Below are 16,842 nucleotides of genomic sequence, written 5' to 3'. Positions count from 1 at the left end.
GCGGCCTGCCACCGGGGCCCGGGGCCCGGGGCTCCGGGGCTCCGGGGCTCCGGGGCTCCGGGGCTCCGGGGCTCCGGGGCTCCGGTCAGGCCGCCCGTCTGGGCAGCACATTGCGCAACTCGGTGAACTCCTCGGGGTGTTCGGTGATCCAGGACCAGTACCGCGGAATCGTCCGGGCGTACTCGCAGTAGTACCGGCGGACGGTGTGCACCAGCCGCCGCTGGATGTCCCGGGGCACCGTGTCGCTGCGCCACACCAGCAGCATCTCGCTGCTCCCCGACCCCGAGATCGGGACGAGGCAGACGTCCCGGGTGGCACCGGTGGGCGTGGTCAGCGCGGCCGCGTCGGCGTCCCGCACCCAGTTCATCGCCTCGTGGTGCCGGTCGACGTAGTGCAGCACCTCCGGGTCCGGGTGGTCGAAGGTGGCGAACAGGTGCTTCTCGATCGGGTGGAACCAGTGGTCGCGGGTGTAGCGCACCCAGTTGAGCGAGCCCAGCTGGGAGGTGCCGAGAACCAGCCGGCCGGTCAGCGGGTGGCCCTGCGGAAGTGCCAGCCAGATCGGCTCGCGCACGATCACCGTTCTGGCCAGGGACAGTTCGGCGGCCTCCGCCGAGGCATCCAGGGCCACCCCGGGCACCATCGCGGCGTTCAGCGCACCGCGGCAGACCGCCTCGACGGCCGCGGCCGGACTGAGCGTCTCGGTCTGCACCTCGCCGACGGGAAGCGCCGCCTTGAGCGCGCTGCGCAGCGAGGGCGGCGTCCATTCGGCGTTGCCGAACCGGAACACGTCGGCCGAGTGCGCGGCCGCCTCCGCGATCACCAGGTCCGCCTGCTGGACGAGGTCGGCCAGCATCGGGATCAGCCGGTCCCCGAGGGCGGTCGGAACGACACCGACCCTGGTCCGGACGAACAGGTCGCCGCCCACCGCTCTTTCAATTCGGCGCAATTGCGCGGTGAGGCTCGACTGGGGAAGGCTCAATTGCAAGGCGGCTTTCGAGATGCTACCGAGACGATCTATGACCGTCACGATCTTTGCGTGCCGTAACTCGACGTCCACGCATCCCCCGTTCACAACCGGCTGGCCCCGGCGTGTCCCATTCCCCGACAGGCCAAGTCACATGCAGGCCCAGGTGGTCCACACGCTAACAGAGCGCTCCAGACCCGTCCATATGAAATGAAGTGGACATGCCTTCCGGTTATTCGATCGCTGACGGATCGTCAACTCGCGTACTGCAGAGCCCGTCGGGGCTCTCCGAGGGTGTCGTCCTGCTGGAGGATCGCCTGGTAGGCCCGGTGCAGGGCGCGGCCGGGTTCGAGGCCCAGGTCCTCGGCCAGGCGGCGGCGCGCGGTGTGGAACACCTCCAACGCCTCGGCCTGCCGGCCGTCCCGGTAGAGCGCGAGCATCAGCAGCTCGCTGAGCCGCTCCCGCCCGGAGTGCTCGGCCGCGAGCTGGCGCAGTTCGGCGACCTGGACCCGCTCGGCGTCCACGGCCAGCTTCGCGGCCGTCAGGTCCTCGTAGGCGGTGATCCGGCGCTCCTCCAGGTGGGTGGCGCGGATCCGGCAGCGCAGGCCGTCACAGGAGTCCATCAGGGCCGTCCCGCGCCAGAGGCCGAGGGCCGACTCCAGCACCTCGACGGCCCGGTCCGGATCCCGGCCGAGCAGGTCGGCGCCCGCGTCGGCGAGTGCGACGAAGCGGTGGGCGTCGACCGCACCGGGCTCCACGTCGAGCAGGTAGCCGCTGCTCACGGTCCGCAGGACGGCGGCGCCCCGGCGGCCCGTCACCGACTCCAGCAGTCGGCGCAGCCGGCCGATGTTGGCCTGCAGGGCGTTCCTGGCGTTGGCCATCGGCTGGTCGGCCCAGAGCTCGTCGACCAGTTCGTCGAAGGCGATCGGCGCCCCCGGATTCAGCGCGAGCAGGGTGAGCACGATGCTCGCCCGTTTCGACGCCATGGTGTACTGCCGGTTCTCGTGTGACAGGAGCAGTGAGCCGAGAATCCTGATCTCCACAGCGGTGCCTCCGTACTCGCCGGTCATCCCGTCGAGTGTGCCCGCCCACCCGTGGGCGCGGGGAAATACCACCTGGGCGCGGACCCCGCGCGGGATTGGTATGGCAACGCATGAACAGAAGGGGTACGGGCGCCGGACCGGCGGGGGTCCGATCCGGCGCCCGATCAAAGCACGGTGTGCGCCGCGCTTTCCCCTGTCAGTCGAATGCTACGGGTGAAACTTCGAACTGTCCATCAGTTGCCTTGTGCTGTAACGGGGTTCGGACGAATCGACAACTCCGCGGCGGATTCGCGGAAGTTCGGACGCGCCGACCGGGGAGGACAACCGTCGCACGGGGTGCCCGCGCGCCCGACCAGCCGGTCCGGCATACTGCCGACCTGCCCTGACAGCAGGCTGACGTGTACTGACGATCTGTCAACAATGCGTGCGCTAACCCGTACCGGCGTTCTCCACCTGCGACATTCGGCCGGGGCTTAATCACATGGCCCGCACTACCCGCCCTGCCTAGTGTCGTTCTTCGGTGGCGCCACCCTCGCAGCGGGAGATCCCGCAGGGTCAGCCCGTGCCACCGCCGCCGGCATCTCCGGCGTTTCTTGGTACCCGGAACTCGTGGACTACGGAACAGGAGTCACCAGTGCTCAACCGAGTCGTGATCGTGGGCGGGGGAACAGCGGGGTGGATGACGGCCGCGTACCTGAAGGCCGCGTTCGAGGACCGAATCGACATCACCCTCGTGGAATCCGGCACCGTCGGCACCGTCGGCGTCGGCGAGGCGACCTTCAGCGACATCCGGCACTTCTTCGAGTTCCTCGGACTCAAGGAGAAGGACTGGATGCCCGCGTGCAACGCCACCTACAAACTGGCCGTCCGGTTCGAGAACTGGCGCGAGAAAGGCCATTACTTCTACCACCCCTTCGAGCAGATGCGGTCGGTGAACGGATTCCCGCTCACCGACTGGTGGCTCAAGGAGGGGCCGACCGACCGCTTCGACAAGGACTGCTTCGTGATGGCCTCGGTCATCGACGCCGGCCTCAGTCCCCGCCACCTCGACGGCACGCTCATCGACCAGCCCTTCGACGAGGGCGGCGACGAGATGCAGGGCCTGACCATGTCCGAGCACCAGGGCAAGACGCAGTTCCCGTACGCCTACCAGTTCGAGGCCGCACTGCTCGCCAAGTACCTGACGGCGTACGCGGTGGAGCGCGGGGTGCGGCGGGTGGTCGCCGACGTCCGCGAGGTCACCCTGGACGAGCGCGGCTGGATCACCGCCCTGCGCACCGCCGAGCACGGCGACCTCACCGGGGACCTCTTCGTCGACTGCACCGGCTTCCGCGGGCTGCTGATCAACCAGGCCCTGGAGGAGCCGTTCATCTCCTACCAGGACACCCTGCCCAACGACAGCGCCGTCGCCCTCCAGGTGCCGATGGACATGGAGCGCCGGGGCATCCTGCCCTGCACCACCGCCACCGCCCAGGACGCCGGCTGGATCTGGACCATCCCGCTGATGGGACGGGTCGGCACCGGCTACGTCTACGCCAAGGACTACCTGTCCCCCGAGGAGGCGGAGCGCACCCTGCGCTCCTTCGTCGGCCCGGCCGCCGCCGAGGTCGAGGCCAACCACATCAAGATGCGGATCGGCCGCACCCGCAACTCCTGGGTCCGCAACTGCGTCGCCATCGGCCTCTCCAGCGGCTTCGTCGAACCCCTGGAGTCCACCGGGATCTTCTTCATCCACCACGCCATCGAGCAGCTGGTCAAGAACTTCCCCGGCCCGGACTGGAGCCCCGTCCACCGCGACCTCTACAACAACGCCATCTCCCACGTCATGGACGGGGTACGGGAGTTCCTCGTCCTGCACTACGTCGCGGCGAAGCGCTCCGACACCCAGTACTGGCGCGACACCAAGACCCGGGCGATCCCCGACCCGCTGGCCGAGCGGATCGAGCGGTGGAAGACCCGGCTGCCCGACTCGGAGACCACCTACCGCTACTACCACGGGCTGCCGCCGTACTCGTACATGTGCATCCTGCTCGGCATGGGCGGCATCGAGCTCCGGCCCTCACCGGCCCTCGCGCTGTCCGACAGCGGCGCCGCCCAGCGCGAGTTCGCGCAGATCCGGGAGAAGACCCAGCGGCTCACCGAGCTCCTCCCCCCGGCCTACGACTACTTCGCCCGGATGCGCTGACGGGCCGACCGCCTCCCGGGGACCGGACAGCCGCCTGAGTGACCGTCAGGGTCCGGTCCCCCACGGCCCACCGGCCGGAAAGGAATCCCCTCACCCACCATGGACCTCCTCCACCTCTTGCGGAATCTCGCGCACGCGGCGGCCGCACTCGCCGTCGTCATGCTGATCGCCGCCGCGGGACGGGGAGTCGCCCGGCGCCTCCGCCAGCCGGAGGTGATCGGGGAGATGACGGCGGGCCTGCTGCTCGGGCCCGCCGTCATCGCCCTGGTCGGCCGCTCCGCCTTCCACGACGACGTCCTGCCGGGGCCGGTCCTCGGCATCCTCAAGTTCACCGCCCAGACCGGCCTGGTGCTGTTCCTGGTCGGCCTGGCCAACGAGCTGCGCTGGGGACCGCACCGCCCGCCCCGCAACGCCACCGGCTGGGTCGCCGCCGGGGCGCTCGTCCCCCCGCTGCTCACCGGCGTCCTGCTGGTCGGCTGGATCCAGCTGACCGGCGACACCGCCGCCCGCGGCGGCGCCCCCCTGCCCGCCTACGTCCTGATGGTCGCGGTGACCATGGCCATCACCGCGGTACCGGTGATGGCCCGGATCCTGCTCGACCGGAACATGACCGACTCCGTGCCCGGGCGGCTCGGCCTCGCCTCGGCGATCGTCATCGACGCCGTCGGCTGGCTGCTGCTCTCGGTCGCGATCAGCCTGGGCTCCGGCGACCTCACCCGCTCGCTGCACTCCCTGCGGGCACTCGCGGCCGGCGCCCTGTGCGCCCTCGCCATCCGCTACCTGCTGCGCACCCGGGCCGCCGGCCGGCTCGGCGAGCGGCACCCGAGGACCACCGCCGTCCTGCTCGGCGCCGCCGCGCTCGCGACGGCGCTCACCATGGAGCACCTCGGCATGACGGCGATCCTCGGTGCGGCCCTGGCCGGCCTGTCCATCCCCCGGGACGAGTCCGGCCCGTGGCCGCGCGCCGTCGCCGCCGTCACCCGCGCCGGGCGGGCGCTGACCCCCGCGTTCTTCGTCTTCTCCGGTATCACCGTGCTCACCGGCGCGTTCTCCAGCGCCTCCTGGCCGCTGATCGGCTGCGCCGTGCTCCTCGGCTGCGCGGGCAAGGGCCTGGGCGGCTACGCCGGGGCCCGGCTGGGCGGGCAGCCGCCCGGTACGGCGCGCCGGGTCGGCGTGCTGATGAACACCCGCGGACTGACCGAACTGATCGTCCTCCAGGCCGGGTTCAGCGCGGGGATCCTCCCGGCGCCGCTGGTCCTGGCGCTGGTCGTGATGGCGCTGACCACCACGGCGATGACCGGCCCGCTGCTGGACCTGCTCGACCGCGCGGACCGGCGGCACGCGACGGCCCCGGGCGTCCCTGTCCTGCCTGTTTCACCTGTCACGTCCGTCACGCCCACGGCCCCCACGGCCTCCGCGGCACCCCTGGCGACGGAAGGCGGTACCAGATGACCGAGCACCGCGAGACGGCCCTCGCGCCACCGGAGCCCGCCGGACCGGGCCGGGCCGTCACCGCCACCCCCGACGAGTTCCGCGCCATGATGAGCGGCTTCCCCACCGGCGTCTGCGTGGTCGCCGCCACCGGCCACGACGGGGCGCCGCGCGGGATGACCTGCTCCTCGGTGTGCAGCGTCTCACTCGCGCCCCCGACCCTGCTGGTCTGCCTGCGGGACGGCAGCCCCACCCTGGAGGCGGTCCTCAAGAGCGGCCTGTTCACCGTCAACCTGCTGCACGAACAGGCCCGGGAGGCAGCCGAGTTGTTCGCCTCCGGCAACCCCCGCCGGTTCGGCCTGCTCCCCTGGGAGCAGGACCCGGACGCGGCCGGACCGCACCTGGTCCGGGACACCCACACCGTCGCCGACTGCGAGGTCTCGCTCACCCAGGCGGTGGGCGACCACGTCACCGTCTTCGGCGAGGTCCGCCGGATCGTCCGCCGCCACCGCCCGCTGCCGCTGCTCTACGGGCTGCGCCAGTTCCGCTCCTGGTCCCAGGGGTAGGTCCCCGGGGTAGGCACCACACGTGGACCCCCGGTACGGGCTGCCGTACCGGGGGTCGCGCGTGCGCCGGCGCGGCCGGATGCTCGTACGGATGTCAGGAGGCGAGCAGTCGCTCGGGCCGCGTGTGCGCGGGGACGCGGTGCGCGTCCCCCGGCTGCCGCGGCCGGACCGGGCCGCCGTCCAGCAGCGCCCGGCCCAGCGGGGTCACCGAGTGCAGCACGGTGTTCCGCACCCGCCGGGTGGTGATCAGCCCGGTCTGGCGCAGCACCGCCGCGTGCTGGCTGGCGCCGGCCGCGGAGATGCCCAGCCGGTCGGCGAGCTGGCTGGTGGTGCAGGTGGCCCGCAGGGCGCGCAGCGCGGCGGCCCTGGTCTGCCCGACCAGCGCCCCGAGCGACTGCGCGCTCCCGTCGGGCTCCTGCCAGAGGCCCGCGCCTCCGAGGGCGTGCGGCGGCGCGGCGAACACCAGGACCACCTGGCCATCGGGCTCCCGGGCGTCGATCAGCTGGCCCGGGCGGTGGTTCAGGAAGACGGACGGGGTGAGCACCAGGCCCCGGCCGGCGAGCAGGACGTCCTGCTCGGGGCCGCCGGGGATCTCCAGGACCGGCGGGCGCCAGGCCGTCCGGGGGTGCAGGGTGGTCAGCAGCTGCTCCACCCCGCCGGCCATCACGATCCGTCCGCGGGCCTCGCACTCGGCCTCCAGGTAGCCGAGCAGGTGGTCCCAGTACGGCGCCACGGCCACCCGCCAGGCCTCCAGCAGTCCGTCGGCCGCCTCCGACGCGGCGCGCCCGCCGTCCGCACGGCTGCCGTCCGTCCCCGCGTCCCCCGGGCCTATGTCCCCCGCGCCGCCCTCGCCGAGGCGCAGGGCCTGCCGGAGCAGGGACTCCACCTCGTAGGCCGTCCCGTGCGGGGGCGGCGGCGTCGGCCGGCGGGGCAGCTGTTCCCCGACCTGTTTGCGCCACCGCGCGTACGGCGCGCTGACTCCGCGGCCCAGCAGACCGCACGCGAAGGCCGTCTCGACCAGCGGGCCCATGGTGGTCCGCAGGCGGGTTCTGGCGAGGTCGGCGGCGGTGAAGTGGATTCTGAGCATGGTGGTGGCCCCCGTCGGTCGCGCAGTGGAGGGTGGGCGGCGGGGCGCGCCGGGCCGTCCCGGCCCGGCGGACCAGCCGTCAGGCCTCGGCGGCCCCGGCCGCCTCGCGCAGACTGCGCGGTCGCATGTCGGTCCAGTTCTCCTCGACGTAGGCCAGCGCGGCGTCGCGGGGGCCCTCGGGGAGGGCCACCGTCCAGCCGTCCGGGGTCTCGGCGAACGCCGGCCAGAGCGAGTGCTGGCCCTCCTCGTTCACCAGCACCAGAAACGTTCCTGCCTCGTCGTCAAAGGGGTTCGCCATGTCGCACACTCCAGGTCCGGAACGGCTCGGGATGAGGTGCGGCACCGCCTTCCGCTGCCGCACCGGCGGCAGGGCGGCCCGCCCCGCCATGCTTTCGCGGTCCGCTGACACGGCGCTGACCCTCCTCTGATGGGACAGTCCGCGCGCCCGGGTCGCGCGCCGCCACGCCCCTCCGCACGCCCCTCCGCGCGCGCCGCCGGCCGCCCGGGGACCGCCCGAAGGCCCGGCGAAAAACCCGGTGCCCCGACCGCCCCGGGTTCCCTAGACTCGGCAACGAAATCGCGCACCGCCCCGGGTCGGACAGGCCCGGGCCCTGCGGTGCGCGCCGTGACGTACCGAGGGGAGCCGGCCGTGTGCAACCGCAGCGCTGTCGTCGTCCCCCCGTCGCGGTTCGAGGTGATCCTGGTGTCTCCGTCGGCCCGGTGCCCGCTGCGCGGCCGGCACCGGAGGTCCCTGACGAACGCCTGAGGCCCTTCGGCCCGGCCCGTCCCCCGCGCGGAGATTCCGCGCCAGGACAACGGGCCCGCCCGTCTCGTTCGCCTCTTCGTCCGGGGAATCGCGCCGCCCTGTCCGCATCACCCCGAAAGGCCGCAGAGCCGTGCGCACCAACCCGACCCGTCCGCTCACCCCCGGCACCACCGTTGCCACCGCCGCCCTCGCCGACATCCGCAACCTGGGCATCCTGGCCCACGTCGACGCCGGCAAGACCACCGTCACCGAGCGGATCCTCTACCTCACCGGCGCGACCCACAAGCGCGGCGAGGTCCACGACGGCACCACCGTCACCGACTTCGACTCCCAGGAGCGCGACCGCGGGATCACCATCTTCGCCGCCGCGGTCAGCTGCGCCTGGGCGGGCCACCGGATCAACCTGATCGACACCCCGGGGCACGTGGACTTCGCCGACGAGGTGGAGCGCTCCCTGCGGGTCCTCGACGGCGCGATCGCGGTCTTCGACGCGGTGGCGGGCGTCGAGCCGCAGAGCGAGTCGGTCTGGCGGCAGGCCGACCGGCACCAGGTCCCGCGGCTGGCGTTCGTCAACAAGCTGGACCGCGCCGGCGCCGACCTCGACGCCGCGGTGGCCTCGATCCGCGAGCGCCTGCACCCCGTACCGCTGGCGGTCCAACTGCCGATCGGCCAGGAGGGCGGCTTCACCGGTGTGGTGGACCTGCTCCGGATGCGGGCGCTGGTCTGGGCCGACGGCCAGGACACCTACCAGGAGGGGCCGGTGCCCGAATCCCTGCGCGAGGAGGCGCAGCGGCGGCGCCGGCTGCTCGACGAGACCGTGGCCGGGCTCCACCCGGTCGCCCTGGAGGAGTTCTGCGCGCGGGCGGAGCTCTCCGCCGCGACGCTGGCCGCCGCGCTGCGCGACCTCACCCGGACCGGCGAGGCCGTCGTGGTGCTCTGCGGCTCGGCCTACCGCAACCGCGGGATCGAGCCGCTGCTGGACGCCGTCGCGGCCTACCTGCCCTCTCCGTTGGACGTACCGGCGGTGCGCGGCACCGCCCTGCGGGGCGTCTCCCAGCGAGGCGTCTCCCAGCACGGTGCTCCGCGCCCCGGCGGCGACGGCGAGGTGCAGGAGCGGGCGGCGGATCCGGACGAGCCCTTCGCTGCCCTGGTGTTCAAGGTGAACTCCACCGACACCGGCCGGCTCGGCTACCTGCGGGTCTACTCGGGGACGCTGCGCAAGGGGGCCGGGGTACTGGACGCGGGCACCGGTCGCAGCGAGCGGGTCGGGCGGATCCTGCGGGTGCAGGCCGACCGGCACGAGGAGCTCGACCTGGCCACCGCCGGGGACATCGTCGCCGTCATCGGGCTGAAGGCGGCCCGCACCGGCACCACCCTGTGCGCGCCCGGGGCGCCGCTGGTCCTCGAACCGCCGTCGACGGCCGAGCCGGTGGTCTCCGTGGCGGTCGAGGCCCGGCGGGGCACCGACACCGACCGGCTGGCGTCCGCGCTGGCCCGGCTCGCCGAGGAGGACCCGTCGCTGTCCGTGCGGACCGACCCGGAGACCGGTCAGACCGTGCTGTCGGGGATGGGTGAGCTGCACCTGGAGGTCGCGGTGGAGAAGATCCGCCGCACCCACGGGCTGGAGCTCGGGGTCGGCCGCCCGCAGGTCGCCCACCGGGAGACCGTCACCGGCGGCGTGTCCGGCTTCGTGTACCGGCACGTCAAACAGGACGGCGGCGCGGGCCAGTTCGCCCATGTGGTGCTCGACGTGGCACCGCTGGACGACGGGCGGGAGTTCGCGTTCAGCTCCGCCGTGGTCGGCGGGCGGGTACCGAGGGAGTACGTCCAGGCCGTCGAGGCCGGCTGCCGGGACGCCCTCGCCGCGGGCCCGCTCGGCGGCCACCCGGTGACCGGGCTGGCCGTCACCCTGACCGACGGGGCGACCCATCCGAAGGACTCCTCGGAGCTCGCCTTCCGGACGGCGGGCCGGCTCGGCCTGCGCGATGCGCTGCGCGTCGCCGCGGTGGCCCTGCTGGAACCGGTCGTCGAGCTCACCGCCACCGTGCCCGAGGAGGCCGTCGGCGGGGTCCTCGGGGATCTGGCCGCCCGGCGCGGCCGGGTCTCGGGCTCGGCCTCCCGGGGCGGCACCGCGGTGATCACCGCGACCGTTCCGCTGGCCGAACTCTTCGGCTACGCGACCAGGTTGCGCAGCCGCACACAGGGCCGGGGCACCTTCACCACCCGGTCCGCCGGGTACGCCCCGGCGCCCGTCCGGTAGCCGCCGGGCACCGGGCCCCGTCCAGCCGTGGACGGGGCCCGGTGCGGTGCGGTCCGGCGGGGTGGGGCCGAGCCCGGTCCGGCGACACACCGGCGGCGGGCACACTCCGTCAACTGCCCGTCTGTGTAGGCTTTCGGCGCCACCCTCACCCTCGGAAAGCTGGCCCTCGATGCTCGACTTCGACGACACCGGATTCCGCCGCGACGGGGTACCGCACCGCATCGTCTCCGGCGCCCTGCACTACTTCCGCGTCCATCCCGACCTGTGGGAGGACCGCCTGCGCCGGCTCCGCGCGCTGGGCGCCAACACCGTCGACACCTACATCCCCTGGAACTTCCACGAACTCCCTTCGGGCGAGATCGACTTCACCGGATGGCGGGACGTCGCCCGGTTCGTCCGGCTGGCCGGGCAGCAGGGACTCGACGTGATCCTGCGGCCCGGCCCGTACATCTGCGCGGAGTGGGACCTCGGCGGACTCCCGGCCCGGCTGCTCGCCTCGGACGGGCTGCGGCTGCGCTGCGCCGAGCCCGGCTACCTGGCCGAGGTGGACCGCTGGTTCGACGCCGTCGTGCCCGAGATCCTGCCGCTGCTGGCCGGCCGCGGCGGGCCGGTGGTCGCCGTGCAGATCGAGAACGAGTACGGCAGCTACGGCGACGACGCCGCCTACCTCGCCCACCTGCGGGACGGGCTGCTCGCCCGGGGCGTGGACTGCCTGCTGTTCACGGCCGACGGCGTGCACGACACCATGCAGCAGAGCGGCCGGGTCCCCGGGCAGCTGGGCACGGCCACCTTCGGATCGCGCCCCGCCGAGCGCCTCGCGGTCCTGCGGCGCCACCAGCCCAAGGGCCCGCTGGCCGCGATGGAGTTCTGGATCGGCTGGTTCGACCAGTGGGGCGGGCCGCACCACGTCCGGGACGCCGAGGAGTCCGCCCGCTCGCTCGACGACCTCCTGGCCACCGGCGCCTCCGTCAACCTCTACATGGCCCACGGCGGGACCAACTTCGGCTTCTGGGCCGGCGCCAACCACACCGGCACCCGCCCGATCGAGGCCGGCTACCAGCCGCTCGCCACCAGCTACGACTACGACGCCCCGATCGGCGAGGCCGGCGAACTCACCGCCAAGTTCCACGCGTTCCGGGCCGTCATCGGGAAGTACCTCCCGCTGCCCGACGGCGAGCCGCCCGCGCCGGCGCCCCGCCTCGCCCCGCAGCGCATCCCGCGCGCCACCGGCTCGGCCGCCCTGCTGTCGCAGCTCGACGCCCTCTCCACGCCGGTGCCGAGCGCGACCCCCGAGCCGATGGAGAAGGTCGGCCAGTCCTTCGGCCTGATCCACTACCGCACCACGGTCCGCGGCCCGCGCCCGGCCCTGCCGCTGCGGATCGACGGGATCGCCGACCGCGCCCACGTGTTCGCCGACGGGCGGCTGCTCGGCATCCTGGACCGCAACGATCCGGGGCAGACCCTCCCGCTCGCGGCCGGGCCGGCGGGCGTCACGGTCGACATCCTGGTCGACGCGCTCGGCCGGGTGAACTACGGCCCGCTGCTGGACGACCGCAAGGGCATCACCCGCGGGGTCTCGCACGACCACCAGCGCCTGTTCGGCTGGGAGATCCGCCCGCTCCCGCTCACCGATCTCGGCGGGCTCCTCTACGGCGACCCGGCCTCCCCCGGCGACGGGGTGCCGGCCTTCCACCGCTTCGAGGCGCACCTCGCCGAGCCCGCCGACGGCTTCGTCGCCCTGCCCGACTGGGGCCGGGGCCTGCTCTGGCTGAACGGCTTCCTGCTCGGCCGCTACCGCGCGGAGGGCCCCCAGCGCACCCTGTACGCCCCGGCGCCGCTCTGGCGGGCCGGCACCAACGAGATCGTCCTCCTCGAAACGGAGACCCACGCGGAGGCGGTCGAACTGCGGGACCAGCCCGACCTCGGGCCCCGGGCGGCCGCGCCCAGCGCGGACTACTGACGCGCCGCCGGCCCGGGGGGCGGTGCGGTGCTGTCGCGCAGGACCACCCGGGCCGCCAGCGCCGCGCGCACCGGCCGCTCCCCCGGCCGGGCGGCCTCCAGGGCCAACCGGACGGCACGGGAGCCGAGTTGCTCCAGGGGAAGCCGCACGGTCGACAGCGCCGGAGCCACGTCCGCGGCGAACGGGACGTCGTCGAAGCCCGCCACCGAGATCCGTCCGGGGACGTCGACGCCGCGTCGGCGGAGCTCGCCGAGGGCGCCGACCGCGCAGATGTCGGACAGTGCCAGTACCGCGGTCGGCCACCGCCGGGCCGGCCCGTCGAGCAGCCGACCGACCGCGGCGGCGCCCGCGGCCCGGCTGAACTCGACGTGCTGGACGGCGGATCCGTCGAGTCCGACGCCCGCCCCGGCCAGTGCCTCGCGGACCCCTTCGAGGCGGTCGGCGGACACCCGCAGCCGCTGCGGTCCGGTGATCACGGCGAAGCGGCGGTGCCCCAGATCGAGCAGGGCGCGGGTCAGTTCGGCCGCGCCGCGGCGGTTGCCCGGCAGCACGGCGTCGTAGCCGGGTCCGTGGTCGGTGACGGTGGCGACCCGGCCGCCGTCGGACCGGTAGTCGGCGAGCGCCGCGTCGCTGGCCCGGGTGGCCGCCGGGTCGGTGTGCGCGGAGCCGGCCAGGATGATCGCCCGCACCCGCTGGGCGTGCAGCATCCGGATGCCCCGCACCTGGGTGTCCGGGTCGCCGTCGGTGTTCACGACCAGCGGGAGCAGCCCGGCCTCGACGGCGGCGTCCGAGACCCCTCGGGCGATCGCCGCGAAGTACGGGTCGGCGATGTCGTGGAGCAGCACGCCGACATTGGCGGTGGCCGCCCGGGCGAGCGCCTGGGCCGGCGCGTTCGGCAGGTACCCCAGGGCGTCCGCGCTGGCCCGGACCTTGGCGGCGAGCTCCGCGCCGACGGTGCGGACCGAGCCGTTGACCGCCCGTGAGGCCGTGGCGAGCGAGACGCCCGCATGCCGGGCCACCTCGCTGAGGGTGACTGCCATCCGCCCGCTCACCCGCTCCCGGTCCGGCCACGCGTCGACGATGCGCAGCCTAGCGCCGCCGCCTGCGGGAACCCGGCTTCCGCGCGCCCGGCCGGCCGGGGTGCGGGGTCAGCGGCCGACCTCGCGGGTGCGGAAGTCCTCGACGGTCTCCCGGCGGATGAGCAGCCGGGCGCGGCCGTCGCGGACGGCGGCGACGGCCGGGCGGCCGACCAGGTTGTAGCCGGAGGCCATCGAGAGCTGGTAGGCGCCGGCGGCGGGGACGGCGAGCAGGTCGCCGGCCCGCAGGTCGGCGGGGAGGCGGGCGTCGCGGACCAGGACGTCCCCGGCCTCGCAGTGCCGGCCGACCACGTCCATCGGGGCCGGCGGGGCGTCGGAGCGGCGGCCGACCAGGCGCGCGGTGTACGGCGAGCCGTAGAGGGCGGGGCGCGGGTTGTCGCTCATGCCGCCGTCGACGGCGGCGTAGCAGCGGCCGTCGGCGGTGTGCTTCACGGACAGCACGCGGTAGACGGCGACCGCCGCCGGCCCGGCGACGGCCCGGCCCGGCTCGACCAGCAGGCGCGGTACGGCGAGGCCGGCCTCGGCGCAGCGCTCGGACAGCCGGCCGCTCACCCGGGAGGCGAAGTCCGGGAGGTCGAGTTCACCGTCCTCGGGCAGGTAGCGGATGCCGTGGCCGCCGCCGAGGTCCAGCTCGGGCAGCTCGGCGCCGTGCCGCTCGCGGACCTCGGCCAGCAGCCGCACCAGCGCGTCCACCGCGGCGAGGTAGGGCTCGACCTCGGTGATCTGGGAGCCCAGGTGGCAGTGCAGGCCGACGAGTTCGAGGCCGGGCTGGGCGAGGGTCCGGGCGATCGCGTCGGCCGCGTCCCCGCCCTCGATCGGGAAGCCGAACTTCTGCCCGCCGACGCCGGTGCGGACCGCCTCGTGGTGCCCGGCCGCGATCCCGGGAACCACCCGGACCAGCACCCGCTGGGGCGTGTCGGCGGCCACCAGGGCGGCCAGCCGGGCGATCTCCGCCGGGCCGTCGATGACGATCCGGCCGACCCGCAGCCGGCGGGCGAGCCGCAGCTCCTCCGGGGTCTTGGCGTTGCCGTGCAGCAGGATCCGCTGCGCGGGGAAGCCTGCCGCGGCGGCCAGCCACAGCTCGCCCGAGGAGCAGACGTCCAGGCCGAGGCCCTCCTCGGCGACCCAGTCGGCCATCGCGCTGCACAGGAAGGCCTTGGCGGCGTAGAGCACCTCGGCCTGCGGCAGGGCCCGGCGGTAGGCGCGGGCGCGGGCGCGCACCTCCTCCTCGTCCAGCACGTACAGCGGGGTGCCGAAGCGTTCGGCGGACTCCGCCAGCCCGACCCCGCCGACCAGCACCTCGCCGCCGGAGCCCGGGCGGGCCGAGGCGGGCCAGGGGCTGCCGAGGGGCGGCTCGGTAGAGGTCGGGGTACAGGTCTGGGTGCCGGTCGAACGGCCGGGGGCGGGGGCGGGGGCGGGGGCGGGGAGGGCGACGAGCACGGGGGCGGACGGCTTCGTCATGGTGTGGTGCTCCTGCGGGCAGCGGGGCGAGGGAGGCGTGGGAGGAGGGGTCGGCGGGACGGCGGCGACGCGGGGTCAGTCCAGGTACTGCATGGCGATCCGGCAGTGCGCGGCCCTGGTGCGCACCACGGGCTCGTCGGCGGCGGATCCGGCGGACCGGCCCGCCTGCTCCGCCGGGCGGACGGCGATGAGCGCCGCCCGGGTCCGCCGGCGCACCGGCGCCGTGTCCGGCGCGGTCCGACTCGGGGGCTGCTCGACGGCGGGGACGACCTGGGCGATGCTCATGGCGGTGGGCTCCTTCGAGGACCGGTTCGGGCCGCCGCTCGTGCTCGCGGCCCTCCGTTCCAGTGGATGCCCTCCGGGCCCCGGATGCCCCGGCCTTGACGCACGGCCTACGCGTGGACCGCCGGCCTTGACGGCTCCCTGACGCGGTCGGCGCCCGGACGGGTGCTTCCCTCCTCCGACCCCGCCCCTCCGGCGCCGCTCACCGCTCCCCGGCCGCCCGGCCGCCCGTGCTCACTGCTCCCGCAGGTCGACGATGCGGCGGATCTTGCCGACCGACCGCTCCAGCTCGTACGGCTCGACCACCTCGACCTCCACGGTGACGCCGACCCCGTCCTTCACGTCCCGGGCGATCCCGGCGGCCGCGGCGGCCCGCTCCCCGGCCGTGGAGCCGGGCCTGGCCTCGACGCGGACCGCCATCCGGTCCAGCCGCTCCCGGCGGGTCAGCCGCAGCTGGAAGTGCGGGGCGACCCCGGGCGTCCGCAGCAGGATCTCCTCGATCTGGGTGGGGAACAGGTTCACCCCGCGCAGGATGATCATGTCGTCGCTGCGGCCGGTGACCTTCTCCATCCGGCGGAAGGACGGACGCGCGGTGCCGGGCAGCAGCCGGGTCAGGTCGCGGGTGCGGTAGCGGATGACCGGCAGCGCCTCCTTGGTGAGGGAGGTGAGGACGAGCTCGCCGCTCTCGCCCTCGGCCAGCACCTGGTCCGTGAGCGGGTCCACCACCTCCGGGTAGAAGTGGTCCTCCCAGATGTGCAGGCCGTCCTTGGTCTCCACGCACTCCTGGGCCACGCCCGGGCCCATCACCTCGGAGAGGCCGTAGATGTCGACGGCGTGGATGCCCGTCCGCCCCTCGATCTCCCGGCGCATCTCCTCGGTCCACGGTTCGGCGCCGAGGATGCCGATCCGCAGGGAGGTGCCGCGCGGGTCGACGCCCTGCCGCTCGAACTCGTCGAGCAGGGTGAGCAGGTAGGAGGGGGTGATCATGATGATCTCGGGCCGGAGGTCCTGGATGAGCTGGACCTGGCGGGCCGTCATGCCGCCGGAGGCCGGGATGACCGTGCACCCGGCCCGCTCGGCCCCGTCGTGCGCCCCGAGGCCGCCGGTGAACAGCCCGTACCCGTAGGCGATGTGCACCCGGTGGCCGCGTCGCCCGCCCGCCGCCCGGATCGAACGCGCCATCAGGTCGGCCCAGACCGAAAGGTCGTGCTCGGTGTAGCCGACCACGGTGGGGCGGCCGGTCGTGCCGCTGGACGCGTGGATCCGGCGGACCTCCGACAGCGGGACGGCGAACATGCCGTAGGGGTAGGTGTCCCGCAGGTCGGCCTTGGTGGTGAAGGGGAAGCGCGCCAGGTCCGCCAGGGTCCGGCAGTCCTCGGGCGCGACCCCGGCCGCGTCGAACTTCCGCCGGTACAGCTCGACGTGGTCGTACGCGTGGCGCAGGGTGGCCCGCAGGCGCGCGAGTTGCTGCGCGCGCAGCTCCGCCACGGTCATCCGCTCCCCGGCGTCCAGCAGTTCGTCCGGGAGGGGCTCGCCGAGGTGCGGCGCGCCGGGGATCCCCTGGCCCGCCGCTCCGCCGTCGCTCTGCGTCACGACTCCACCATCCGATGCACCTACCGATCATTCGGTCAGCGTTCGACGGGGCCAGGGTATCCAGCCGGGCGAACCGCCTGTCAAGCCGCCGCCCCGGGCCGGATCGCGGGGTGCCGGGGCACCCGGATCGCCGGGCGCCCGGGGGCC

General features: G+C 74.4%; 13 protein-coding genes. 5 read left to right on the top strand and 8 right to left on the bottom strand.

Annotated features, from left to right (window positions below):
- Window positions 1-85 precede the first annotated feature (85 nt).
- Window positions 86-1,057 (bottom strand): LysR family transcriptional regulator, encoded by a 972-nt coding sequence (locus ACFVVX_RS29645; protein ID WP_387950007.1) that lies wholly within the window; start codon window positions 1,055-1,057, stop codon window positions 86-88.
- Window positions 1,058-1,218: 161 nt separating this feature from the next.
- The gene (locus ACFVVX_RS29640) at window positions 1,219-2,034 is read right to left on the bottom strand and encodes a BTAD domain-containing putative transcriptional regulator (RefSeq protein WP_387950006.1); all 816 of its coding nucleotides are present in this window, start codon (window positions 2,032-2,034) and stop codon (window positions 1,219-1,221) included.
- Between the two features lie 607 nt (window positions 2,035-2,641).
- Here ACFVVX_RS29640 and ACFVVX_RS29635 point away from each other — a divergent pair.
- From ACFVVX_RS29635 to ACFVVX_RS29625, 3 genes are all read left to right on the top strand, one after another.
- A complete protein-coding gene (locus ACFVVX_RS29635) occupies window positions 2,642-4,192 on the top strand; it encodes a tryptophan halogenase family protein (protein WP_387950004.1) in 1,551 nt (516 codons plus the stop codon).
- Window positions 4,193-4,291: 99 nt separating this feature from the next.
- Complete coding sequence (locus ACFVVX_RS29630) at window positions 4,292-5,644, top strand: cation:proton antiporter (RefSeq protein WP_387950002.1); 1,353 nt, start codon at window positions 4,292-4,294, stop codon at window positions 5,642-5,644.
- Complete coding sequence (locus ACFVVX_RS29625; RefSeq protein ID WP_387950001.1) at window positions 5,641-6,189, top strand: flavin reductase family protein; 549 nt, start codon at window positions 5,641-5,643, stop codon at window positions 6,187-6,189. The genes ACFVVX_RS29630 and ACFVVX_RS29625 overlap by 4 nt, the downstream gene beginning before the upstream one ends.
- A gap of 94 nt (window positions 6,190-6,283) precedes the next feature.
- On the opposite strand, the gene ACFVVX_RS29620 is transcribed toward ACFVVX_RS29625, so the two are convergent.
- Both ACFVVX_RS29620 and ACFVVX_RS29615 read right to left on the bottom strand, forming a co-directional pair.
- Window positions 6,284-7,276 carry an ArsR/SmtB family transcription factor gene (locus ACFVVX_RS29620; RefSeq protein ID WP_387950000.1) on the bottom strand — a complete coding sequence of 331 codons (993 nt, stop codon included), beginning with the start codon at window positions 7,274-7,276 and terminating at the stop codon, window positions 6,284-6,286.
- A gap of 79 nt (window positions 7,277-7,355) precedes the next feature.
- Complete coding sequence (locus ACFVVX_RS29615; protein WP_387949998.1) at window positions 7,356-7,574, bottom strand: MbtH family protein; 219 nt, start codon at window positions 7,572-7,574, stop codon at window positions 7,356-7,358.
- A 598-nt stretch (window positions 7,575-8,172) separates the two neighbouring features.
- Here ACFVVX_RS29615 and fusA point away from each other — a divergent pair.
- Complete coding sequence (fusA, locus tag ACFVVX_RS29610; RefSeq protein WP_387949997.1) at window positions 8,173-10,302, top strand: elongation factor G; 2,130 nt, start codon at window positions 8,173-8,175, stop codon at window positions 10,300-10,302.
- 169 nt (window positions 10,303-10,471) lie between these two features.
- Window positions 10,472-12,262 carry a beta-galactosidase family protein gene (locus ACFVVX_RS29605; protein ID WP_387949995.1) on the top strand — a complete coding sequence of 597 codons (1,791 nt, stop codon included), beginning with the start codon at window positions 10,472-10,474 and terminating at the stop codon, window positions 12,260-12,262.
- On the opposite strand, the gene ACFVVX_RS29600 is transcribed toward ACFVVX_RS29605, so the two are convergent.
- The 4 genes from ACFVVX_RS29600 to paaK form a co-directional block, all read right to left on the bottom strand.
- On the bottom strand, window positions 12,256-13,302 hold the full coding sequence (locus tag ACFVVX_RS29600; RefSeq protein ID WP_387949993.1) for a LacI family DNA-binding transcriptional regulator: 1,047 nt from the start codon (window positions 13,300-13,302) through the stop codon (window positions 12,256-12,258). The two genes, ACFVVX_RS29605 and ACFVVX_RS29600, sit on opposite strands and share 7 nt — an antisense overlap.
- 108 nt (window positions 13,303-13,410) lie before the next feature.
- Entirely contained in the window at window positions 13,411-14,820 is a 1,410-nt protein-coding gene (gene lysA, locus ACFVVX_RS29595; RefSeq protein ID WP_387949991.1) for a diaminopimelate decarboxylase, read from the bottom strand.
- Between the two features lie 75 nt (window positions 14,821-14,895).
- Complete coding sequence (locus tag ACFVVX_RS29590) at window positions 14,896-15,105, bottom strand: hypothetical protein (protein WP_387949990.1); 210 nt, start codon at window positions 15,103-15,105, stop codon at window positions 14,896-14,898.
- Window positions 15,106-15,336: 231 nt separating this feature from the next.
- Entirely contained in the window at window positions 15,337-16,596 is a 1,260-nt protein-coding gene (paaK, locus tag ACFVVX_RS29585; protein ID WP_387950075.1) for a phenylacetate--CoA ligase PaaK, read from the bottom strand.
- Between the last annotated feature and the right edge of the window lie 246 nt (window positions 16,597-16,842).

The sequence above is a fragment of the Kitasatospora sp. NPDC058170 genome, assembly GCF_042883905.1.
Classification (GTDB): Bacteria; Actinomycetota; Actinomycetes; order Streptomycetales; family Streptomycetaceae; genus Kitasatospora.
The sequence above is the reverse complement of the archived record's forward strand: the minus strand, read 5'-3'. Positions and strand labels throughout refer to the sequence as shown.

Bases quoted from the DNA above. Each gene is read 5' to 3' on its own strand.
- paaK (WP_387950075.1), bottom strand. From the start codon at position 16,596: ATGACCGTGGCGGAGCTGCGCGCGCAGCAACTCGCGCGCCTGCGGGCC.
- ACFVVX_RS29600 (WP_387949993.1), bottom strand. From the start codon at position 13,302: ATGGCAGTCACCCTCAGCGAGGTGGCCCGGCATGCGGGCGTCTCGCTC.
- ACFVVX_RS29590 (WP_387949990.1), bottom strand. From the start codon at position 15,105: ATGAGCATCGCCCAGGTCGTCCCCGCCGTCGAGCAGCCCCCGAGTCGG.
- ACFVVX_RS29625 (WP_387950001.1), top strand. From the start codon at position 5,641: ATGACCGAGCACCGCGAGACGGCCCTCGCGCCACCGGAGCCCGCCGGA.
- ACFVVX_RS29615 (WP_387949998.1), bottom strand. From the start codon at position 7,574: ATGGCGAACCCCTTTGACGACGAGGCAGGAACGTTTCTGGTGCTGGTG.
- ACFVVX_RS29620 (WP_387950000.1), bottom strand. From the start codon at position 7,276: ATGCTCAGAATCCACTTCACCGCCGCCGACCTCGCCAGAACCCGCCTG.
- ACFVVX_RS29630 (WP_387950002.1), top strand. From the start codon at position 4,292: ATGGACCTCCTCCACCTCTTGCGGAATCTCGCGCACGCGGCGGCCGCA.
- ACFVVX_RS29640 (WP_387950006.1), bottom strand. From the start codon at position 2,034: ATGACCGGCGAGTACGGAGGCACCGCTGTGGAGATCAGGATTCTCGGC.
- ACFVVX_RS29605 (WP_387949995.1), top strand. From the start codon at position 10,472: ATGCTCGACTTCGACGACACCGGATTCCGCCGCGACGGGGTACCGCAC.
- lysA (WP_387949991.1), bottom strand. From the start codon at position 14,820: ATGACGAAGCCGTCCGCCCCCGTGCTCGTCGCCCTCCCCGCCCCCGCC.